The organism is Pseudomonas pichavaramensis, assembly GCF_050473265.1.
In the GTDB taxonomy this organism is placed as follows: Bacteria; Pseudomonadota; Gammaproteobacteria; order Pseudomonadales; family Pseudomonadaceae; genus Aquipseudomonas.
In genome coordinates this window covers 1-21468 of record NZ_JBJKFJ010000025.1, presented here as the reverse complement: position 1 = coordinate 21468, position 21468 = coordinate 1, and the positions used below count along the sequence as shown (strand labels likewise).

Sequence of the window (21468 nt, the reverse complement as noted above, 5' to 3'; positions counted from 1 at the left end):
CGCGTCTACAGCAGTGTGGCAGACACAGGTGGCTATTGCCCATACAGCGTAGCGTGGCGTTTGAGCGCCTGTGGCTGCGTAGGTCTGTGGCAAAATAGCCGCATTCATTTGCGAGGGTGCCTCCATGCCCAGCTTGGTGCTGGATATTGCGTTATCAGCCGAACGATTGCAGGCCATCTACCGAGGCCAGGCTAACCGCATTATGGCGCAAAGCCGCGATGGGCGCCGGGTTAGTTTACCGGCTCATCACCTGCGGCCTTATCTGACCCGCGCCGGGATCTATGGTTCTTTCGTGCTGGAGTTCAGTGCGTCTGGCGAGCTGCTGAGCTTACGCCCATTGGACTGATCTGGCGCTCTTGCCTCGCGCCGACGACGCCCGCCCGGCTATAATCGCCGGCCTGCCAACCTTTCATTTGCCGAGCTAAGTCTGCCCATGTACTCACTGGCCCGCGAGCTGTTGTTCAAACTGTCCCCGGAAACTTCCCATGAGCTCTCCATCGACCTGATTGGCGCTGGTGGTCGGCTTGGGCTCAATGGCCTGCTGACCAAGGCTCCGGCCAGTTTACCGGTAAGCGTGATGGGCCTGCAGTTCGCCAATCCGGTCGGACTGGCGGCGGGGCTGGACAAGAATGGTGATGCCATCGATGGCTTTGCACAGCTGGGATTTGGTTTCGTCGAGATCGGCACCGTCACTCCACGGCCACAGCCGGGTAATCCCAAACCTCGTCTGTTCCGTTTGCCAGAGGCCGAGGCGGTGATCAACCGCATGGGTTTCAATAATCATGGCGTCGATCATCTGCTTGAACGGGTCAAGGCAGCGAAGTTCAAGGGAGTGCTGGGCATCAATATCGGCAAGAACTTCGATACGCCGGTCGAGCGGGCGGTGGATGACTACCTGGCCTGCCTGGACAAGGTGTATGCCCATGCCAGCTACGTCACGGTCAATGTCAGTTCGCCCAATACACCCGGTCTGCGTAGCCTGCAGTTCGGTGATTCACTCAAGGAGTTGCTCGAAGCGCTACGCCGCCGTCAGGAAGACCTGGCCCAGGAGCATGGCAAGCGCGTACCGCTGGCGATCAAGATCGCCCCTGACATGAGCGATGAAGAAACTGCATTGGTTGCAGCTGCGCTGCTTGGTGCGGATATGGATGCGGTGATCGCGACCAACACCACCCTCAGCCGTGAAGGCGTCGAGGGGTTGGCCCACGGCGACGAAGCCGGCGGTCTTTCCGGTGCGCCGGTGCGGGACAAGAGCACGCATATCGTCAAGGTACTGGCTGGTGAGTTGTCCGGCCGTCTGCCGATCATTGCCGTGGGCGGTATTACCGAGGGTAGGCATGCAGCTGAGAAGATCGCGGCGGGAGCCAGCCTGGTGCAGATATACTCGGGCTTCATCTACAAGGGCCCAGCGTTGATTCGTGAATCGGTGGATGCGATTGCCGCGCTGCGCAAATAAATAGGGCTCCCGAAGGAGCCCCTGGGCTTGCGCCCGCCGCCCGGATGGGGTCGGCATGGTGAAGTCGGGTGTGATCCTGATCAGCCGACAGCGTGAAGTTCGTTGAGTCGATGAATACCGGCCGCGCCGGTCAGCCCATCCCAGTTGTCGCCACGGCCCTCACGCCAGCCGTTGAGCCAGGCTTGACGTACCGAAGGCAGGGTAAAGGGGCAAAGTTCGCGGGATTTACCATTGATGCCGTATTGATAGCCGCGCAAGAAAGCTCTTTCTAACGGATCACGCTTAAGTCTTCTCATAGGGTGTTGCCCTCACTGTTGACTGTTATGTCCCGTTGGCCTTGTGGCAAGGCCGGGCAGAAAATTTCTGCCTGCGAAAGTTCGCTGCCGGCGTGGCGAACTTTCTGTGCCCTTGCCGTTGCAGCCAGGGCCTTAGGTAGTGTTCTAACGAATGCGCCGAGGCCTGTGAATGATCGATTTGTCATAAGGGCGTAACCTTATTGAGGGTGACGCCATAAGCAGCCTGGTGATGCATCCAGGCGCATTCGGCCAAGCGCCGCGGGGCCTGGCTGAGCGCTGGGCTGCTTGCAAAGTGCTAGTGCGAATGAGAGCGCTTGCTTATTCCGACGAAGGGTCGCTGTGCGACGTTTTGTCACTTATTTTTGAGTCGAGGTGCGCCGCCGCACTTCCCGGATTGCCATAGGCAGTAGGACATCATGTCTGATCGTTACGAAATCGTGCTCACCTGCCCCAAGGGGCTCGAAGGTCTGTTGCTGGAAGAAGCCAGCGCACTGGGACTGGAGGAGGTGCGCGAACAGACAGCCGCCGTACGCGGTTTCGCCGAACTGGAGGTCGCCTACCGCTTGTGCCTGTGGTCGCGCCTGGCCAATCGCGTATTGCTGGTGCTGTCGCGCTTTGCCATGAACAACGCCGAGCGGTTGTATGAGGGCGTCAAGGCAGTGGACTGGCGTGATCACCTGGAGCCGGCGGGTAGTCTGGCAGTGGAGTTCAGTGGCCAAGGTTCGGGAATCGACAACACCCACTTCGGTGCACTCAAGGTCAAGGATGCGATTGTCGATCGCTTACGCACCACGAGTGGCGAGCGGCCTAGCATCGACAAGCTCAACCCTGACCTGCGTGTGCATCTGCGCCTGGATCGTGGCGAGGCAGTGCTGTCGCTCGACCTTTCCGGGCACAGCTTGCATCAGCGTGGTTACCGCCTGCAGCAGGGCGCCGCGCCGCTCAAGGAAAACCTTGCAGCTGCGGTGCTGATCCGCGCCGGTTGGCCACGTATCGCTGCCGAGGGCGGTGCCCTGGCTGACCCTATGTGCGGCGTGGGTACCTTCCTGGTGGAAGCTGCGCTGATGGCGGCGGATGTCGCTCCTAACCTCAAGCGTGAGCGCTGGGGCTTCTCCAACTGGCTCGGTCATGTGCCGGCGTTGTGGAAGAAGCTGCACGCCGAGGCCGAGCAACGCGCGGCCGCTGGCCTGGCCAAACCACCGCTGTGGATTCGCGGCTATGAAGCCGACCCGCGACTGATTCAGCCGGGGCGCAACAACGTTGAACGGGCAGGTCTGTCCGATTGGGTGAAGATCTATCAGGGCGAGCTGGCCAACTTCGAGCCGCGCCCGGATCAGAATCAGAAGGGCCTGGTGATCAGCAACCCGCCATACGGCGAGCGACTGGGCGATGAAGCCAGCCTGCTGTACCTCTACCAGAATCTCGGCGAGCGTCTGCGCCAGGCCTGCCTGGGCTGGGAGGCAGCGGTGTTCACCGGGGCACCGGAGCTGGGCAAGCGCATGGGCCTGCGCAGCCACAAGCAGTACGCCTTCTGGAACGGCGCACTGGCCTGCAAGCTGCTGCTGATCAAGGTGCAGACCGAGCAGTTCGTGACAGGCGAGCGTCGTGTAAAAACGGTCGACGAGCCCGAGCAGGAGGTGCCGCAACAAGCGCGCCTGTCCGAAGGCGGGCAGATGTTCGCCAACCGTCTGCAGAAGAACCTCAAACAGCTCGGCAAGTGGGCGCGCCGTGAAGGTGTCGAGTGCTATCGGCTTTACGATGCGGACATGCCCGAGTATGCGCTGGCGGTCGACCTGTACCGCGACTGGGTGCATGTGCAGGAGTATGCGGCGCCGCGCTCGGTCGACCCGGAGAAGGCGCAGGCGCGTCTGCTCGATGCGCTGGCGGCGATTCCCCAGGCGCTGAGCGTGGCGCAGAACCGCGTGGTGATCAAGCGCCGCGAGCGCCAGGCCGGCACCAAGCAGTATCAGCGTCAGGCGGCTCAGGGCCAGTTCATGGAAGTGAACGAGGGCGGGGTCAAGCTGCTGGTCAACCTCACCGATTACCTGGATACCGGGCTGTTCCTCGATCACCGCCCGCTGCGCATGCGCATTCAACGCGAGGCGGCCGGCAAGCGTTTTCTCAATCTGTTCTGCTACACCGCCACGGCCACTGTGCATGCGGCCAAGGGCGGAGCTCGGAGTACCACCAGTGTCGACCTGTCGAAAACCTATCTGGACTGGGCGCGGCGCAACCTGTCGCTAAACGGTTTTTCCGACAAACAGCGGCTTGAGCAGGGCGATGTGATGGCCTGGCTGAGCGCTGATCGGGGTGAGTACGACCTGATCTTCATCGATCCGCCGACCTTCTCTAACTCCAAGCGCATGGAAGGGGTGTTCGATGTGCAACGCGACCACGTCGAGTTGCTCGACCAGGCCATGGCGCGCCTGGCGCGCGGTGGTGTGCTGTATTTCTCCAACAACTTCCGCAAGTTCCAGTTGGACGAAAGCCTGGTGGCGCGCTACCAGGTCGAAGAGATCAGCGCGCAGACGCTGGATCCGGATTTTGCGCGCAATGCCAAGATCCACCGCGCCTGGCGGTTCACTGCATGTTGATTCCCTTGGCTAAGGTAGTCCGGGGCTAGGCCCCGGATTGCATTCGGCCGCGGAGCGCTCAGCGCTTGGGTTGCTGGTAAGTATCGAGCAGCACCTGATCGAGAATCGAGGTCGCCCCCCAGGGTTTCGGATCGTTGAGGATGGCCACCACGGCCCAATCTTGCCCGTTGCTGTCACGGCTATAGCCGGCGATGGCGCGCACGTTGTTAAGCGTGCCGGTCTTGATGTGCGCCTCGCCTGCCAGTGGCGTACGCTGCAGGCGTCTGCGCATGGTGCCGTCCATGGCCACCAGTGGCATGGAACTGCGGAACTCGGCGGAGTATGGGCTGCGCCACGCGGCCTGGAGAATCAGGGCCATTTCTCTTGCACTGATGCGTTCCGCGCGTGACAAACCAGAACCATTCTCCAGCACCAAGTGCGGGGCTGTGATGCCCTTGCGTGCCAGCCAGTCACGAATCACGCGCTGTGCAGCCATGGCGTCGTCTTTGTCTGCCTCTGTGCGGAATTGCGCGCCAATGCTGAGGAACAGCTGTCGGGCCATGGTGTTGTTGCTGTACTTGTTGATGTCGCGAACGATTTCCACCACATCCGGTGAGAATGCCCGGACCAAAAGGTGCGCATCTTCGGGCAGTGGCGCGAGGCGATCCTTGCCGAGAATCTTGCCGCCCAGCTCCTGCCAGATACTGCGTACCGCACCGGCGGTGTAGCTTGGGTGATCGAGTAGCGACAGGTAGGTCTGTGCGCTACAGCCCTCAGCCAGTTGGCCGCTGACAATCAGCGTGGTGCCGTCGTACTCCTGTACCGCGTTGTAACGGACATCCGGCCAGGCCGGGCATTTGGAGGCCTTGAGCAGGCGAACCTGGTTATCGATACGAACGGCGGCAATTGGCGGATCCATGGCGATCTGCACCTTGCCGTCTTCAGCGCGGGTGATGAAGCGTTGTGCCTTGAGGTTGACCAGTAGCGAGTCTGGTTTGACCAGGAAGGGTTTGTTGCTGTCGCCACCATCATCGTTGAATGCCGGCAGCTGTGGCGCGACGAAGAAGCTGCGGTCGAGGACCAGATCGCCCTGAACCTGGCGCACGCCGTTGATGCGCAGATCGCGCAGCAGCAGCCAGAGCTTCTCCATGTTGAGTTTCGGGTCACCGCCGCCTTTGAGATAGAGATTGCCATGCAGTACTCCATCCTTGACCGGGCCGTCGGCGTAAAACTCGGTTTTCCACTGGTGGTTGGGGCCAAGCAGCTCCAGTGCTGCAAAGGTGGTCACCAGCTTCATCGTGGAGGCTGGGTTGACCGAGACATCGGCATTGAATTGCAGGCCACCGCTCTGGCCGGCCAGAGGCACGGTCATCACTGACAGAGATTGGTCGGAAATTTTGTTGGCCTTCAGAGCCTGTTCAACCTTGGCTGGCAGGGCGCCGTTGGCGGCGTGGCAGGAGAGGGCAAGAGGAATTAACACGGCGCTGAGCGCCAATTGACGAAACCGCTGGATCATAGTGGAAACCTTGCGCGCTCGGGCGCTTACAACAGGGGCTGGGCAGACAGGACAAGTCGAGATTAAGGACTGTCTGCCCGATAGAAAAGTTGCTTCTCATTATGCCGCATGGCGTCTTCGCCGCGAGCGATAACGCTGCCGATCTGCTAGAGTGCCGCGCGTTATCACCTTTGAGGATTGTTTCATGGCGACCAACCGTTCCCGCCGTCTGCGCAAGAAGCTCTGTGTCGATGAATTTCAGGAGCTGGGCTTCGAGCTGACCCTGAACTTCAAGGCCGACCTGAACGACCAGACTCTCGACGATTTCGTCGATCAGTTCCTCGACCAGGCCATCGCCGGCAATGGTCTGGACTACGTCGGTGGCGAGGACTACGGCCTCGTGTGCCTGGCCAAGCGTGGTTCTGTGAGCGAAGAACAGCGCGCTGCCGTCGAGGCCTGGCTGAAAGGTCGTGACGAGCTGGAAAACTTCGAAATCAGCCCGCTGCTGGACGTCTGGTATCCGGAAAAGCCGATCAACCAGGCTTGATCGGGATTCGGCGCCGGGGTCTCCGGCGCCGGTCATGATGTAGGGCGTGCTGTGCGCACCGAGCTTCGGCAGCAAGTCGAACCGCTGGTGCGCACAGCGAACCCTACGGGATTCCCGCTTTTTCCAGTAATGCCTTCTCATCGACCTCATCGAGCTGCTGTGCTTGCATGAAGCGTTCGGCGTAGCGCCTGTAAACCCCGCTGCGAACGAACAGCCCGAAGAGCTCTGGGTCGATATGCGCCCCCTTGCACATGCCGGCCATGATGTTCAGCGCCTCTGACAGGGTTTTGCCCTTCTTGTAGGGGCGATCGACCGCGGTCAGTGCCTCGAAAATATCGGCAATCGCCATCATCCTCGCCGGTAGGCTCATCTGTTCGCGTGTCAGGCGTTTGGGGTAGCCCGTTCCATCCATTTTCTCGTGGTGTCCACCCGCAATATCCGCGACGTTCTGCAGATGTTTGGGGAACGGCAGGCGATCGAGCATCAGGATGGTCTGCACGATGTGGTGGTTGATGATGTAGCGCTCTTCGTCAGTCAGGGTGCCCCGGGCGATGCTCAGGTTGTGCAGTTCACCGCGGTTGAACTTGTATTGCGGCACCTCCAGCTTGAAGCCCCATGGGTTGTCCGGAGCGATCAACTCCTGCAGCGGGCGTTCGATCAGATGCTCGGGGCGATCAGCCAGCAAGGGCTCTTCAACAGGCAGCGGCTCGGGAGGGAAACCCTGTAGGCGCTTGGCTTCTTCCCAGGATACGCCCAGGCGGTTGTCCAGCGTACGTAGCCAGCGCCGCCGGGCGATCTGTCTGAGGCGAGCCTGATCTGCCTCGGCCATGCCTTCGCCGCCCAGATTGATACGGGCTATGAAGGCAAATTCGTCGTCCAGATCTTGCAGCGACTGATCGCGCAGAACCGCCAGCGCTGCCTCCTCGCCACCCTCGCTAAGGCCGCGCCAGTAGGCGATCCAGGCATCGCGTTTGAGCACCTCGAAGCGCATGCGTACTTCATGAATACGGTCGTACAGGGTTTCCAGTTTGGTCGCCTTGTCCACGACGTATTCCGGTGTGGTGACCTTGCCGCAGTCATGCAGCCAGGCGGCGATATGCAGTGCCTCCCATTCCTCTTCGCTTGGGTTGTAGTCACGAAATTCGGGCGCATCGCTGTCAGCCGCGGCACGTGCCAGCATCAGGGTGATTTCCGGTACGCGTTGGCAATGTCCGCCGGTATAAGGGCTTTTGGCGTCGATGGCGCCGGCGATCAGCTGGATGAAGGCGTCGAGCAGTTGCTTCTGCCTGGCCAGCAGGCGCTGGCTCTCGATGCACAGGGCAGCGCTGCCGGATACGGCATCGACGAAGGCAACACGGTCCGGACTGAGCATGCTTTCGCTGTTTTCCCCGGTGTCGCGTTGCAGCAACACCAGCACGCCGACCGTATCGCCCTGGCGGTTATGTAAACCAGCCGCGATGAGGTGCAGGCGCGGGCTGTCCATTGCCGCAAGCAGTTTCTGGAAGCTGCCGGCCTGATCGAAACCGACGGACGTAGCCACACTATCGCCGCCACGAGCCGGGCGTTGCAGCCAACTGGGCAGGCTCGGATCGTCATGGGGCAGGCCGCCGATATTCAGCTCGCTCAGGCTGCGACTCTGGCCATCGATGACCAGCCCTTGGGGCTCCAGGCGACCACTGTCGTTGTCGAGCAGATAGAGCAGTCCACCCTGTGCGTCGCTGATCGAGACGGTGGCGTCCATTACGCGCTTGATCAGCGCTTCGAAATGGGTTTCGGCGGAGAGGCTGGCGGCAATGTCGAGGAAGCTCGACAGCGTGTCCTTCATGCTGCCCATCGAAACCGCCAGTTGGTCGACCTCCAGGATGGGAGAGCGGCCGCTGGCCGGGAAGGCGAAGTCGAAGCGGCGTATGGCTTTGGCTTCCTGAACCAGGCTGCGCAGAGGTTTGACCACCAGAAGTGAGGTGAGCCAGCCCAGTGGCAGGCAGAGCAACAGGGTGGTCAAGGTGATCAGCGCACCTTGCCAGCGAATCCGATAGGCATCTGCCAGTAATTCCCGTTCCGGTACTAACAGGGCCAGATGCAGGCCTTGCGGGCCTCCTTCCTGAATATGACGATGAGCCATGGCCCAGCGTTGCTTGGCCAGTTCCACGATGCCGTTGTCCTGTTCCGTGAGCTTGCCGGTCAGCAGCTCGCCGAGCGCCGGGTTGAGTTCGCTGACCATGACGCGCGACGCTTTACCGTCAACCTCCCTCAGCAGGCGGCTGCTATCGGGATAGGCAACGGCTTGACCCGCACTGTCAGCAAGCACGACTTCGCTGTTGGGGGTAACGCGATGCTTGGCCAGTGTGGCCGACAGATCGTTGAGGGTCAGGTCGGCGCCAAGCACCGTCGTCAGCCCGGTGCGCCTGGCCAGCGTCGTGCCAATCTCCTGAGTGGAGAAGAACAGGTACGGCGCGGTGGTGATCTGCCCTCCGCCAGCTCGGGCGCGAATGAACCACTCTCGTTGACGTGGATCGTAGGATTCGCTGAGATTCTGGCGCCTGCTCAACTGGTTCAGCGAGCCGTCATAGAACAGGTAATCGCTGGCCGTTCCGCTGCTGCTGCGGTCGATGGCCCAGACCTGATAGGCGGCGTTTTCCGGGGCATCGAAGCGGCTTTTGAGCATTTCGCTACGTAGCGGGCGGACCATGAAGAAGTCGCCGTCCTCATAGCCCAGATAGATTGACGCGAGCTTGGGGTTGTCACGCAGCGCCTGGACGAAGAGGGGTAGCAACTCCAGGCGCTCATCGAGCTCATCCGCCTGGGTGGCGGGATGCAGTGCAAGCAGGCTGAGCATGTGGCGAATGGGGCGATAGGTATTGTCCAGATCCTTCTCGACGTCCTGCTGGATGCGTTCGAACAGCGTTGTGCTGCTGGAGAAGATCAGCTGGCTGGTCTGTTGATAATTGAACAGACCCAGCACCACGCCGGTAAACAGCAGTAGCAGGGTGAATAGAACGCTGATATGCACATGCAGAGGGAAACGGCGTCTACGGGGTGCTGCTGTATTGAGCATCGCACTTCACTCCTTGTGGGCGCTGCAGGCTCACTCAGCATAGTGAAACCCTGGAAGTTCTGCCGAGCGCTCTAGGACGGTTTTTTTAGCGACAGCGGCGTTGTCTCCGATTTGCTCAGATGGGTACGCAGACCATGGCTCAGCAGGGCCACAGCCAGGGCCAGGGCAACGCCGATCAGCGCGTTGAGCAGGCGCACCTCTGCCAGATGCCAGTCCTTCGCCAGACTCTCGGTCAACAGCACGAAGCACAGGCTGGTTTGCAGGACGAACAGGCCGTAGTGGTTGGCCTGCAGGGCTCTGCTCAGAAAAACCAGAAAGAGCAGCGTGGCGACCATCATGGGTGGGCTTTGCAGGCTGTGACCGAAGGCGATCAGCAGCCCGGCGGCGGCGAGGCTGGCCAGACTGGCCTGAAGGGCCCGCACCAGACTGCCCTGAAACTCCAACTGCAGGGTGGTGATGACGGTCAATGTCAGCCAGTAGCCGCGCGACAGGCCAGCCAGATTGACCAGCAGCCCTGATGCGGAGAAGGCAAGCATGCAGGCCAGCGCGTGCAGCCGCCATTGCTGGCGTGGCAGGCGCAGGGCATGGCGCTTGAGGACTTTCAGAACGCTGATCAGGCGCGGCATGTAGGGCCACATGCGCAGGCCGTGTACGCCCCGTAGACCGAATGCCAGGAGCATGACCCAAAGGCCGCCGAGGATGAACAGCATGGCCACCGCGTAGGGATTGTGCAGGTTGCCGACACCGAACTGGCCCTGCCCGAGACAAAGACAGATGCACAAGCCGATGCCCAGTTTGCCGGCTTCGCTGCCGAAGCGCTGCAGCCAGGCCAGGAGCAGGCCAAAGAGGGCGAAAATGCCCAGGCTGATCAGCGGATGCGTAGCCGCCCAGAAGCCCAACCCGGCACTGCAGGCGCCAAGTACGGTGAGCAACAGCATGCGCAGCATGCCGAAACGATGCAGGGGATTGGCCTGGGCTGCCTGGAAGGCTCCCGCTGTAGCCCAGAGAAAACCTGTGTGGGAGGTAAACAGGCCCAATAGCAGGGGCAGCGCGCAGCCCATTCCGGCGACGATGGCCGGCCCCCATGCCGGCGGGCCGGCATGCCAGGTAAAGCTGCTGCGGATCAGGTTCTTCATGAAATTGCTGAGCGTCCGGTCATTTCTCTCGCCATTTCCGTAGCGTAGCTGTCGGTCATGCCCGCGATGAAATCGATCACCCGCATGAACGAGCGATACAGCGGCCAGCCTGGCTCCGGGGCGTAATAGCTGAGCAGGTCGAGGATGCGCCGATGTTTGAACGACAGCGGGCGCCCGCTGTGCAGTTCCAGCGCGGCTCCGCAGAACGCATTGAGGAGAATCTCCAGGGTGGTGTAGGCGCCAATTTCATGCAACGTCTTGCGCTTGTCGTGGAAGATCTTTTCCCGAGCCAGCGACTTGGCGCTCTGCACGCAATGTTTGGCTGCGCCGTGCATGTGTTCGACCAGGTCGCCTTGCAGGCGTCCGGCAAGCAGATCCTGTTGCTGTTCGACGAAGGCACTGGCAGCCGCGTTGGTCAGGTGCTCGATGGCCTTGCCACGCAGGATAGCCAGCTTGCGCCGACGCGAGTCCCTCGGGCCCAGCTGGCGATAGGTTTCCGGCAGGTCATCACCGACCAGGTCCAGCAGTAGTGCTTCGACTTCGGCATAGTCGAGCAGCTCCATTTCCACGCCGTCTTCCAGGTCGATCAGGCCGTAGCAGATGTCATCCGCGGCCTCCATCAGATAGACCAGCGGGTGGCGCGCCCAGCGTTGGGCTTCCAGCTGCGGGAGTTCCAGCTTCGCCGCGATCTGTTCGAGCAGAGGCAGTTCGCTCTGATAGCAGCCGAACTTGTGCTTCTTGTAGCCCAGTGCCTCGGCGTGGCGTGCTGTCCAGGGATACTTCAGGTAACTGCCAAGCGTGGCGTAGGTCAGCCGGGTTCCGCCGTCGAACTGGTGGTATTCCAGCTGAGTGAGCACGCGAAACCCTTGGGCGTTGCCCTCGAAATTGAGGAAATCGCCGCGTTCGGCATCCGTCATCGCATCCAGCCAGCCGCGCGCGGATGCCTGTTGAAACCAGTGGCGGATCGCGTCTTCACCGGAGTGGCCGAAGGGTGGGTTGCCAATGTCGTGCGCCAGGCAGGCCGACTGCACGACCATGCCCAGATCGCTTGGCGTACACCAATCAGGGAGCGTCTCGCGCAGCATCTCGCCAACGCGCATGGCTAGCGAACGGCCGACGCAACTGACTTCCAGCGAATGGGTCAGGCGGGTATGGATATGGTCGTTGCTTGTAACCGGGTGCACCTGTGTCTTGCGGCCCAGGCGGCGGAAGGCACCCGAAAAAATGATGCGGTCGTGGTCTTTGTGGAAGGGGCTGCGCCCGAGCTCGTCGGAGCTGGGGGCGGGTTTACCGAGACGTTCGCGGGTGAGTAGGGTATGCCAATCCAAGGCCGATCCTCGCCAGGTTGATCCGGCCTTCTAGCTTGGGTGTTCGTGCGGGCTCCTGCAAGTGCGCGGCGGCTAAAGCCCGGCGGCGTCGATATCCACCAGTAACAGGCGCCGGCCGTTATCGATGAACTGGCCGGCGGTCAGGCAGTACTGGTTGCTGGTGGCATCGCGATAGGTGGTGGACAGCGTCAGACGGCGTTCCTCCCAGCCTTCGGCCAGTAACTGATAGAAGTACGGACGCCACGACCAGTTGTGCCCCATATAGCGGTCATCGGCGCGCCAGGACTGCTGACGCCATTCCAGGTTCGGCGTGAGCTGCGTGCCATGGCGGTCGCACTGGTAAATGCGCAGCAGCCATGGGTAGCTGTCCGGAGCCTTCAGGCTGCTGGCAGGGGCGCCGCTTTCCGCCCATTGCTTCAGCTCGTTCATCAGCTCGGCCAGTTGCTGGCGCAGGTTGACCAGGCGCGCCCGCTCGGCCAGTTTCTGTTGCACGTAGCTGTCGCGCAGACGGGCGAAGCGGCCGACGAAAGCATCGCTGGCGAACAGCTCCTCTTCCGGGCGGGCGAAGAGAAAACCCTGTACGTAACGCGCACCGCATTCCAGCGCAAAGTTCAGCTCGGCCTCGGTCTCCACCCCCTCGGCGATGATCCAGCAGCCGGTCTTTTCCGCCATTTGCGCGAGGGCCTTGACCACCTCGCCGCTGGGGCCTCCACGGGCGGCCTCCTGGAACAGACGCATGTCCAGCTTGAGAATGTCTGGCTGTAGCGCGAGGACGCGGTCGAGCTGCGAGTAGCCAGCACCGAAGTCGTCGATGGCGATGCGTGCACCGGCTTCGCGGTAACGTGAGACCACATCCGGCAGACGCTGGCTGGCGCCGCCCAGTTCGGTGATTTCGAAGACGATACGCGTTGGATCGATGCCGCTGCGCTGTAACTGAATCAGGCTCGGTAGCGGTTGTGCCGGGCGCAGGCGACTGATCCAGCGAGGGGAGATATTGAGGCTGAGGAACCAATCCGCCGGGGCCTGATGAAAACGCAGCAGTGCATCCTCTCGAACCTGGCGATCGAGTCGACGCAGCGCTGCAGGCGGCGTTTTCGGGTCGGAGAAAAGCGGGCCCGCCGAGTGCATCTGGCCGTCGGCGTCACGTAAGCGAGCCAGTGCCTCGACGCCTGCAATACGGCCCGTGGCAGTGTCGATGAAGGGCTGGAAGACGGCGAAAGGCAGTCCGTCGATCACCTGGGTGTCCTTAGCGTCAGCGGTTGAGCCACCGAGTGGTGGGAGATTGCTCAACCAAGCAAGATCGCGGCCAGCTCAGAACCGTGCCTGTCTGGTGGCCGCGCAGCTGAATTCCTACCGGCGCCGCAGGAGTGGGGCAACGATCAGCGCCAGGCGCAGCCAACGGCGCCAGCCGTGCTTGCCCCCCATCAGTCCTGCCAGCGCCAATGCTCCACCCGTGAGCAAAAATGGTGCGTTGCCGGTGCGCAGGCGTTGTCCGTATTCACGCACTTGCTGCAGGGGCTGGCTGATCTGCAGCACTTCATGACGCAGTTCCTGGCGGTGCATCTCCAGGCGCATGCGCAGTACGGCCTTGCGCAGTTGGCGGCGCGAGGCGCCTGCGGGCAGGTTAGGCGTGGTCATGACAGCAGTTGCTCGCGATCACGTTGCAATTCCTCAAGGCTGGCGCTGAAGGGTGGTTCTGCATTGCGCAGGCTGAGCAGCAGCCAGGTGGCGCAACCAAGCAGACCCAGGCCATAGAAGAGGCAGAGACCTATGGCGACCTCCAGGCGATGACTGTCCCAGTAAATAATCAGCAACAGGGCAGATAGACCGATCAGCAGCAGCAGGGCGAATGCCAAGCACAACCCGCCCAGCATCAACGACCGCAGGGCCTGGTTGCGTTGGTCTTCAAGCTCGTGGGCCAGCAGCGCCACGTGGCCTTGCAGCAAGCCCAGCAGCGCTGCACCCAGGCGACGTGGCGATGGCCCGGTGGGCATGGGCGCTGTCAACGGCGGCTGATCAGCAGGCCAAGCACCAGGCCGATCGCGGCCGACAGACCCAATGCCTGCCACGGGTGCTTGTGTACGTAATCCTCGGTGGCATCGACAGCGACCTTGCCTTGCTCACGCACGCTGGCTTCGGCCTTGTGCAGGGTGTCGCGGGCTCGGCCCAGACTGTTGCGGATATCGTCGCGCAGCACCTCGGCTTGTTCGCCGGCGAGACTGGCGGAGTGTTGCAGGAGCTTTTCGGTGTCGCTGACCAAAGCCTGGAATTCATCCAGCAGTGCGTCCTTGGTGCTAGGCGTGGCGGCTTTGCGTGGCATAGAGCAGTCCTCTGCATGGGGTATGTAAGGTTTACGAGTCTTCTGCGGCGCGAGGGTTCCGCAAGGATAGTCGGTAAATCATGAGATTGGCGTTTGGTACAGCGATTGCTACTTGTCGGTGCGCGAAGGTTGCCGGCTGCTCTCAGGTGGGGCGTTTTCGGTTCGGCTCAGGATGGCTGATTTTGCGCATAACTATTTGATTAACAAGAACTAAGTGTCTTTCGGTGAGCATTGGGTGGGGCCATTTTGGGGCCGCCTCTCAGCACTCTTCGAGGGCGCGCCTGACAGCGTGGCTGCATTGTGGTGCGTCTTTTTTGAGTTGTGCCACTGTTTGGTGCCTTTTCTTCTGCCTCTGGAGTTTTCTTGCTCGATGGAAAACATCAATAGTGCCGTGGCCACGCTGATCCACGGTTCCAATACTCTGTTCATCCTGCTGGGTGCAATCATGGTTCTGGCCATGCATGCCGGCTTCGCCTTTCTCGAGGTGGGGACGGTACGGCAGAAGAATCAGGTCAATGCACTGTCCAAAATCCTCTCGGATTTCGCCATATCGGCTTTGGCCTACTTCTTCATCGGCTACTGGATTGCCTATGGCATCACCTTCCTCGAGCCAGCCGCAGTGCTCACCGAGAATCATGGTTATGGCCTGGTGAAGTTCTTCTTCCTGCTGACTTTCGCTGCCGCCATTCCCGCGATCATCTCCGGTGGCATCGCCGAGCGCGCCAAGTTCGGTCCGCAGCTATGCGCCACGGCGCTGATCGTCGCGTTCGTCTACCCCTTCTTCGAGGGCATGATCTGGAACGGCAACTACGGTCTGCAGGGCTGGCTGGAAGGGCGCTTCGGCGCTGGCTTCCATGACTTTGCCGGGTCGGTGGTGGTCCATGCTGTCGGCGGCTGGCTGGCGTTCGGCGCGGTGACGCTGCTGGGGCGCCGCAACGGCCGCTATCGCGATGGCAAGCTGGTCGCGATGGCGCCGTCGAACATCCCGTTCCTGGCCTTGGGCTCGTGGATTCTGATCATCGGCTGGTTCGGCTTCAATGTGATGAGCGCGCAGACGCTCGAAGGTGTCAGCGGGCTGGTGGCGGTCAACTCGCTGATGGCCATGGTTGGTGGCACCGTCGCCGCGCTGCTGGTCGGACGTAACGACCCGGGCTTTCTGCATAACGGCCCCTTGGCCGGTCTGGTGGCCGTCTGTGCCGGCTCGGACCTGATGCATCCGGTGGGCGCCCTGGCCACGGGTGCCATCGCTGGTGCTCTGTTCGTCTGGGCATTCACCGCGACGCAGGTGAAATGGAAGATCGACGACGTACTCGGTGTATGGCCGCTGCATGGCCTGTGCGGGGTATGGGGCGGGATTGCCTGCGGCATCTTCGGCCTCGAAGCCCTTGGCGGCCTGGGCGGGGTGAGCCTGGCCAGCCAGCTGATCGGTACCGCGCTGGGCGTCATAGTAGCCCTGGTTGGCGGTTTTCTGGTGTATGGCGTGCTCAAGGCATCCTTGGGTATCCGCCTGAGCCAGGAAGAGGAGTACAACGGCGCCGACCTGTCGATTCACAAGATCGGTGCGGTCAGCCAGGACTGAGTACGCGGCTCGGATCCAGGCATTAAAAAACCGGGCAACCGCCCGGTTTTTTAATTGCTTGTCTTCACTGGCTCAGTCGCGGCGGCCTTCGACCGGTTTGCCGTCGACCGTACCTTCCTTGAGCATGATCTGGTATTCCTTGCCGTCGGTTTCCACCTGATGCAGGCGAACCAGCAGGTGGCCCCAGTCCTTGGCAAACCACAGCACGGTCTTGCGGCTGCTTTGCGTCGGATCGCGGACGCGCTCGACCTTGATCGCATCGATCAGGCCGGCTTTGGTACGCACCACTTCCTCGCCGAGTACGCGGAAGTCGTAGGTCTCGATCTCGTCACCGTCGACCACTTGGTAGCTCGCGCTTTTCTTGCCGGCGGCGACGTCCTGCTGCAGGGCGATCTGGTAGGTCGACTTGTCCAGCAGGCCGCGATTGAGCGGGAAGGTGACGGCATCGCCACGATCGTTGCCAATGACTTGCTTCTGCTCCCAGTCGAAATCCTGCTCGACCTTTTTACCCTTGCCTAGGCCGCTGCGGTTGAGGCGGTAGGTCAGGGGCATGAGGGTCTGGTTGTCGACCCGGAAGGTGCTCTCTTCGGTCAGGCCGGCAACCAGCATCGAGGCTTCGAAATTGAGGGTCCAGTTGCCATCAGACTCTTGCTTGAGGCTGCGTTCGGCACTGCCGCTGACGGGCAACTGCTTCCAGTCCGCAGTGTAGCTGGCGGAGAAAGGCAGAAGGTCTTCGGCAAGGGCGGGCAGGCTGAGCAAAGTCAGAGCGAACAGCAGGGCACGACGCATAGAGTCTCCTAGGTTCGGATCAGGTGGCCGCCGGCAGGCAGCGGCTTGCCGTCCAGCATTGCGCCTTGAGCGCCAAGACGCAAGCGGCCTTCGGCAAACCAGCGAACCGCCAGCGGGTAGATCGTATGTTCCTGCTGGTGTACGCGATGGGCCAGGCTTTCGGCGGTGTCGTCCGGCGCAACCGGCAGCACTGCTTGTACGACCAGAGGGCCACCATCGAGTTCCTCGGTGACGAAGTGGACAGTGCAGCCGTGCTCTGCGTCCCCGGCTTCCAATGCGCGCTGATGGGTGTGCAGGCCCTTGTGTCTGGGCAGCAGCGAGGGATGAATGTTCAGCAGTCGACCGCTGTAATGCTGGACGAAGCCAGGGGTGAGGATGCGCATGAAGCCGGCCAGTACCACCAGCTCGGGCTGGTGGGCGTCGATGGCCCGGATCAGCGCCGCATCGAAGGCTTCACGGCCATCGAACTGCTTGTGATCGAGCAGTTCGGTGGCGATGCCAGCCTGTTTGGCGCGTTCCAGGCCATAGGCATCGGCACGGTTGCAGACTACCGCAGCGATGCGAGCCGGGTTGCCGTCGTGGGCGATGCTGTCGATCAAGGCCTGCAGATTACTGCCCGAACCGGAGATCAGGACGACGACATTACAGGGCATTAGTGGGCTTTCAGGTTGTTCAGCTGAACCTGGGCCGCGCCTTCTGCCGCTGCGTTGATCTGGCCGATGACCCACGGCGCTTCGCCGCTGGCGCGCAGGCTGCTGAGGGCCGCTTCGACCTGATCCTGGGCCACGCAGATGACCATGCCGACGCCGCAGTTGAGTACACGGTGCATTTCGTGCTCGTCGACGTTGCCTTTTTCCTGCAGCCAGTCGAACACCGCCGGACGCTCCCAGCTGGCCACGTCGATCACTGCCTGGGCGTCTTGCGGCAGCACGCGAGGGATGTTGTCCAGCAGACCGCCGCCGGTGATGTGGGCCATGGCCTTGACCGCGCCGGTTTCCTTGATCAGCTTGAGCAGCGGCTTGACGTAGATGCGCGTTGGCGCCATCAGCAGCTCGGTCAGCGGCTTGACATTCAATTGGACTTGCTCGATATCGGCGCCGGAGACTTCGATGATTTTGCGGATCAGCGAGTAGCCATTGGAGTGCGGGCCGGAGGAGGGCAGGGCGATCAGGGCGTCGCCAGTGGCGACCTTGGAGCCGTCGATGATTTCGCTCTTTTCCACCACGCCGACGCAGAAACCGGCCAGGTCGTAGTCTTCGCCTTCGTACATTCCCGGCATTTCGGCGGTTTCACCACCGACCAGCGAACAACCGGCCAGTTCACAACCGGCACCGATGCCTGTGACCACGGTAGCGGCCACGTCGACGTTGAGCTTGCCGGTGGCGTAGTAGTCGAGGAAGAACAACGGCTCAGCGCCGCAGACCACCAGATCGTTGACACACATGGCGACCAGATCCTGGCCGATGCTGTCGTGTTTGTTCAGGTTGAGCGCCAGGCGCAGCTTGGTGCCTACGCCATCGGTACCGGAGACCAGTACCGGTTGCTTGTAGCCGGCCGGGATCTCGCACAGGGCGCCGAAGCCACCCAGGCCACCCATGACTTCCGGACGGGCAGTGCGCTTGGCCACGCCTTTGATGCGTTCGACCAGGGCTTCACCGGCATCGATGTCGACGCCTGCGTCCTTGTAGCTGATGGAAGGTTGCTTGCTCATAGATCCGGGCCTTTGGATGGGGAGTTCGTGTAGGCGCCGACTGGGCGCAGGCTCATGCAGGAGCCCGGCGCGCTTAGCGGCTGGCGAAGGCGCGCGATTTTATCAGGCTTGCCCGGTAGCGGCCACTCGCGTGCATGCGCTTTGTCGCCGGGTTTGCCTCCGGTTGCCGGGGCACTAGCGGCTGTTTAAGGTATAGGCCCTGCGCACGCCCCTGTGCGATGTTCATTTAGCGAGAGTTCGCCATGCGTCTGTCTGTCCGCCTGCTTTTCATCTGTCTCATGTGCCTGGGCCTGCAGGCCCAGGCCGCTCCGGTTGCTGAGCTGTACCAGGTTCGTGAGACCGTTGCCGACCAAGCGCCGGAAAACCGCGACGCCGCCATGCAGCAAGCGCTGCAGACGCTGGTGCAGCGCCTGACCGGCGACGCCAAGGCTCTGCAAGGCGCCGGTCTGGAGGGGCTGCGCAAAGACCCGCAGCAAATCGTCAGTCGCTATGGCTATGAAGGCGATGCACTGGTGGTCGAGTTCGACCCGGCCAGTACCGACCGGGAGTTGCGTCAGGCGGGCCTGGCGCTATGGGGCAGCAACCGTCCGGCGATTCTGACCTGGTGGCTCGCCGAGTCGGCCGAAGGCAGTCAGTTGATCGGTGAGAGCCAGGGAGCGGCTGCGATGCTGCGCGCGGCTGCTCAGCATCGTGGGTTGCCCTTGCGCCTGCCGTTGGCCGATCTGAGTGAGCAGGTGCTGGCGACGGGCGACGTGCTGATGGCCAATGATCCGCAGGCACTGCGCGAGGCTTCCGAACGTTACGCTGCCGATGCCTTGCTGACCGTGCAGGCTACCGAGAGCGCTGGCACCTGGCAGGCAACCTGGCGCTTATGGCCGGGGGATGAGCGCGAGCAGGGCAAGACCGAGGCTGCTGATCAGGCAGCATTGGCCGATGCCGTGATGCTGGCTGTCAATGAGCGCCTGGCGCCGCGTTTTCTGATCAAGCCGGGCTCTGCGAAGAGTCTGACAGTGGTGATCGAAGGGGCGGATCTTGAGCGTTTCGCAGCGCTTGAGCGCTTGCTCGAGCCTTTCGCCGCGCGTCTGGTGGATGTTGATGGTCAGCGTTTGACTTATCAGGTCAGCGCCAGCGCCGAACAACTGCGCGCGCAATTGGCTCTGGGGCACCTGCAGGAAGTGGACGAGCCGCTCGATGCCAGTGAGTCGGCTGAGCCTGCCAATGAGGCGGGCAGCGAAGCACCGCAAGTGATGCCGCGCACCGACTCGTTGCGTTTCCGTTGGTAGACTACCCGGCGAGCTGACCTGTGCAGCCCGGTAACGCGGCGCCGGGCGCCCTTTCGCATCGAGGACGCGAGCATGACCGATTCCACTCGTTGGCTATGGATGGCTGGGCTGTTTTTGCTCGGCTGGCTGTTGTACTTGCTGCACCCGATCCTTTCACCTTTCCTGATCGGCATTCTGCTGGCCTACCTTGGTGATCCGCTGGTTGATCGCCTGGAACGTCATCGCCTATCGCGAACCGGTGGCGTGGTGGTGGTATTCACCCTGTTTTCACTGGTACTGCTGATCCTGTTGCTGGTCTTGGTGCCGATGCTGGGGCGGCAGCTGGTGCGTCTGTATCAATTGGCACCGCAGATGCTCGACTGGCTGCATAGTACGGCTCTGCCGTGGTCGCAATCCCATCTGGGCTTGCAGGATGATCTGCTGCAGGTCGATCAGCTCAAGCAGGTTTTCACCGACAACCTCGGCAAGACCACCGATGTGCTCAAGGTCGTGCTGGCCCAGGCCACTTCCTCGAGCCTGGCGCTGTTGGCGTGGCTGGGCAACCTGCTGCTGATTCCTGTGGTGAGCTTCTACCTGATGCGCGACTGGGATCTGCTGGTCGAGCGCATGCGTCGCCTGTTGCCGCGTCAGCGCGAAGGTCTGGTGGTGAAGCTGGCCAGTGATTGCCATGAGGTACTCGGTGCATTTTTGCGTGGGCAGCTACTGGTGATGCTGGCGCTGAGCGTCATTTACGCCACAGGGCTGATGCTGGTCGGTCTGGAGTTGGGACTGCTGATCGGTGTGTTGGCCGGGTTGGCCAGCATCGTGCCCTACATGGGGTTTATCGTCGGCATCGGTGCCGCGCTTACCGCAGCGCTGTTCCAGTTCGGCCTCGACCCCTATCCCCTCTTGGGCATTGGTGTGGTGTTCATGATCGGCCAGATGCTCGAAGGCATGGTGTTGACACCCATGCTGGTGGGGGACCGCATCGGCCTGCATCCGGTCGCGGTGATCTTCGCAATTCTCGCTGGCGGTCAGCTATTTGGCTTCACCGGAGTGCTGCTGGCGCTGCCAGTCGCTGCGGTGATCATGGTTTTGCTGCGCCATGCTCATGATTTATATAAACTTTCCGGTCTTTACGGTGAATCGGCGCCAAGTGACTGATTTATAAGGATTTTATTTTTGTTCGGTCAGCTAGAGTCGAAAAAACGTCGAAGACCCTAGCGCGCTGCGCTTGCTAGCCGACATTTCAGCGGGAACAGACTGCGCTAGTTCCCCCTGAAATGTCGCCCTCAGTAGGCGCGCGCAGCGCAGGCACAATGCGCAAAAACAACACGTCTTCTAAATCGACTTGATATTCAAACCCTTCTAAAATAGGAACCCATGGCTCCTGGCTAAGCAAGAACCGAGGAAGCACGGGCCCATCTTTAGCCGGGACGACAATGCCGACCACCTTTGCAGGCCGAGTATCTATGTCTCCGTCTTCATAGCAGCACAGGCGCATAACAATCCACTGGCCAAGCAGCCCCATAGCTTGTTCCAGGGTAGGCCTTAGGATATTCATCGGCGGACCCCTTTATCACGCAGGTAGTCCCTTACTGCTTGCCGAATGAGAACCGCCACGGACTCCCCCTCGTGCTCACCTAAACGCCGAAGATGATCCAGATCATCGGCCCCTATCTTGAAGCTAAAAAGCACACTCTTAACGTCCCTTGGTACAGGCGGAATGGCTTTCTCTCCAGAGAGGAACGCTTCAGCCTCTCGCTTGGCCGGAAGAGCAAACGACGCAGATGGCTTACCTGTTCCGCCGCCGCTTGGTACCGGAAGTGGCTGCTTGCGAGAAACATTAACCCAAAGGGCGGACAGAATTTCCGGCGTAGAGTACTGGAGGATGGCCTTAGCCTGATGCTTGGGCACGCCT

General features: G+C 61.5%; 20 protein-coding genes. 7 read left to right on the top strand and 13 right to left on the bottom strand.

The annotated features are described in order from the left end of the window. Positions 1 to 124 precede the first annotated feature (124 nt). Both ACJRW5_RS24620 and ACJRW5_RS24615 read left to right on the top strand, forming a co-directional pair. Positions 125 to 346, top strand: a complete 222-nt coding sequence (locus ACJRW5_RS24620) for a DUF2835 domain-containing protein (protein ID WP_484573101.1) — start codon at positions 125 to 127, stop codon at positions 344 to 346. A gap of 87 nt (positions 347 to 433) precedes the next feature. Then, a complete protein-coding gene (locus ACJRW5_RS24615; RefSeq protein WP_484573100.1) occupies positions 434 to 1456 on the top strand; it encodes a quinone-dependent dihydroorotate dehydrogenase in 1023 nt (340 codons plus the stop codon). A gap of 80 nt (positions 1457 to 1536) precedes the next feature. On the opposite strand, the gene rmf is transcribed toward ACJRW5_RS24615, so the two are convergent. Next, positions 1537 to 1752 carry a ribosome modulation factor gene (rmf, locus tag ACJRW5_RS24610; protein ID WP_080756998.1) on the bottom strand — a complete coding sequence of 72 codons (216 nt, stop codon included), beginning with the start codon at positions 1750 to 1752 and terminating at the stop codon, positions 1537 to 1539. Between the two features lie 416 nt (positions 1753 to 2168). Between rmf and rlmKL the strand changes: the two genes are divergently transcribed. Next, the gene (gene rlmKL, locus ACJRW5_RS24605; protein WP_484573099.1) at positions 2169 to 4346 is read left to right on the top strand and encodes a bifunctional 23S rRNA (guanine(2069)-N(7))-methyltransferase RlmK/23S rRNA (guanine(2445)-N(2))-methyltransferase RlmL; all 2178 of its coding nucleotides are present in this window, start codon (positions 2169 to 2171) and stop codon (positions 4344 to 4346) included. A gap of 58 nt (positions 4347 to 4404) precedes the next feature. Here rlmKL and dacB read toward each other — a convergent pair whose 3' ends face one another. After that, positions 4405 to 5841 carry a D-alanyl-D-alanine carboxypeptidase/D-alanyl-D-alanine endopeptidase gene (gene dacB / locus ACJRW5_RS24600; RefSeq protein ID WP_484573098.1) on the bottom strand — a complete coding sequence of 479 codons (1437 nt, stop codon included), beginning with the start codon at positions 5839 to 5841 and terminating at the stop codon, positions 4405 to 4407. A gap of 184 nt (positions 5842 to 6025) precedes the next feature. On the opposite strand from dacB, the gene ACJRW5_RS24595 reads away from it, so the two are divergent. Beyond that, positions 6026 to 6367, top strand: coding sequence for a YggL family protein (locus ACJRW5_RS24595; RefSeq protein WP_484573097.1), 342 nt, complete (start codon positions 6026 to 6028; stop codon positions 6365 to 6367). Positions 6368 to 6470: 103 nt separating this feature from the next. On the opposite strand, the gene ACJRW5_RS24590 is transcribed toward ACJRW5_RS24595, so the two are convergent. The 7 genes from ACJRW5_RS24590 to ACJRW5_RS24560 all read right to left on the bottom strand — a co-directional run bounded on the left by ACJRW5_RS24590 (position 6471) and on the right by ACJRW5_RS24560 (position 14206). After that, positions 6471 to 9422: an HD domain-containing phosphohydrolase gene (locus ACJRW5_RS24590; protein ID WP_484573096.1), complete on the bottom strand. Its 2952-nt coding sequence runs from the start codon at positions 9420 to 9422 to the stop codon at positions 6471 to 6473. A gap of 71 nt (positions 9423 to 9493) precedes the next feature. Continuing rightward, positions 9494 to 10558: an FUSC family protein gene (locus tag ACJRW5_RS24585; RefSeq protein WP_484573095.1), complete on the bottom strand. Its 1065-nt coding sequence runs from the start codon at positions 10556 to 10558 to the stop codon at positions 9494 to 9496. Then, positions 10555 to 11886, bottom strand: a complete 1332-nt coding sequence (locus ACJRW5_RS24580) for a deoxyguanosinetriphosphate triphosphohydrolase (RefSeq protein ID WP_484573094.1) — start codon at positions 11884 to 11886, stop codon at positions 10555 to 10557. Before ACJRW5_RS24580 ends, ACJRW5_RS24585 begins: the two co-directional genes overlap by 4 nt. Positions 11887 to 11958: 72 nt before the next feature. Beyond that, positions 11959 to 13122 carry an EAL domain-containing protein gene (locus ACJRW5_RS24575; RefSeq protein WP_484573093.1) on the bottom strand — a complete coding sequence of 388 codons (1164 nt, stop codon included), beginning with the start codon at positions 13120 to 13122 and terminating at the stop codon, positions 11959 to 11961. A gap of 114 nt (positions 13123 to 13236) precedes the next feature. Continuing rightward, positions 13237 to 13524: a hypothetical protein gene (locus tag ACJRW5_RS24570; protein WP_484573092.1), complete on the bottom strand. Its 288-nt coding sequence runs from the start codon at positions 13522 to 13524 to the stop codon at positions 13237 to 13239. Then, a complete protein-coding gene (locus ACJRW5_RS24565; RefSeq protein ID WP_484573091.1) occupies positions 13521 to 13880 on the bottom strand; it encodes a phage holin family protein in 360 nt (119 codons plus the stop codon). Before ACJRW5_RS24565 ends, ACJRW5_RS24570 begins: the two co-directional genes overlap by 4 nt. 8 nt (positions 13881 to 13888) lie before the next feature. Next, positions 13889 to 14206, bottom strand: coding sequence for an ElaB/YgaM/YqjD family protein (locus ACJRW5_RS24560; RefSeq protein ID WP_484573090.1), 318 nt, complete (start codon positions 14204 to 14206; stop codon positions 13889 to 13891). Positions 14207 to 14576: 370 nt separating this feature from the next. Here ACJRW5_RS24560 and ACJRW5_RS24555 point away from each other — a divergent pair, with 370 nt between their 5' ends. Next, on the top strand, positions 14577 to 15785 hold the full coding sequence (locus ACJRW5_RS24555; RefSeq protein ID WP_484573089.1) for an ammonium transporter: 1209 nt from the start codon (positions 14577 to 14579) through the stop codon (positions 15783 to 15785). Between the two features lie 72 nt (positions 15786 to 15857). Here ACJRW5_RS24555 and ACJRW5_RS24550 read toward each other — a convergent pair whose 3' ends face one another. Genes ACJRW5_RS24550 through purM form a run of 3 tightly spaced genes read right to left on the bottom strand, consistent with a single transcriptional unit; the run spans position 15858 to position 18285 of the window. Continuing rightward, complete coding sequence (locus ACJRW5_RS24550; protein ID WP_484573088.1) at positions 15858 to 16574, bottom strand: DUF3108 domain-containing protein; 717 nt, start codon at positions 16572 to 16574, stop codon at positions 15858 to 15860. An 8-nt stretch (positions 16575 to 16582) separates the two neighbouring features. Beyond that, the gene (gene purN / locus ACJRW5_RS24545) at positions 16583 to 17227 is read right to left on the bottom strand and encodes a phosphoribosylglycinamide formyltransferase (protein WP_484573087.1); all 645 of its coding nucleotides are present in this window, start codon (positions 17225 to 17227) and stop codon (positions 16583 to 16585) included. Continuing rightward, positions 17227 to 18285 (bottom strand): phosphoribosylformylglycinamidine cyclo-ligase, encoded by a 1059-nt coding sequence (gene purM, locus ACJRW5_RS24540; RefSeq protein WP_484573086.1) that lies wholly within the window; start codon positions 18283 to 18285, stop codon positions 17227 to 17229. Before purM ends, purN begins: the two co-directional genes overlap by 1 nt. A gap of 242 nt (positions 18286 to 18527) precedes the next feature. On the opposite strand from purM, the gene ACJRW5_RS24535 reads away from it, so the two are divergent. Both ACJRW5_RS24535 and ACJRW5_RS24530 read left to right on the top strand, forming a co-directional pair. Continuing rightward, complete coding sequence (locus ACJRW5_RS24535) at positions 18528 to 19568, top strand: DUF2066 domain-containing protein (RefSeq protein WP_484573085.1); 1041 nt, start codon at positions 18528 to 18530, stop codon at positions 19566 to 19568. 72 nt (positions 19569 to 19640) lie between these two features. After that, complete coding sequence (locus ACJRW5_RS24530) at positions 19641 to 20711, top strand: AI-2E family transporter (RefSeq protein WP_484573084.1); 1071 nt, start codon at positions 19641 to 19643, stop codon at positions 20709 to 20711. A gap of 396 nt (positions 20712 to 21107) precedes the next feature. Here ACJRW5_RS24530 and ACJRW5_RS24525 read toward each other — a convergent pair. Next, the coding region (locus ACJRW5_RS24525) for a ribbon-helix-helix protein, CopG family (RefSeq protein ID WP_484573083.1) at positions 21108 to 21468 on the bottom strand (361 nt) is incomplete at its 5' end.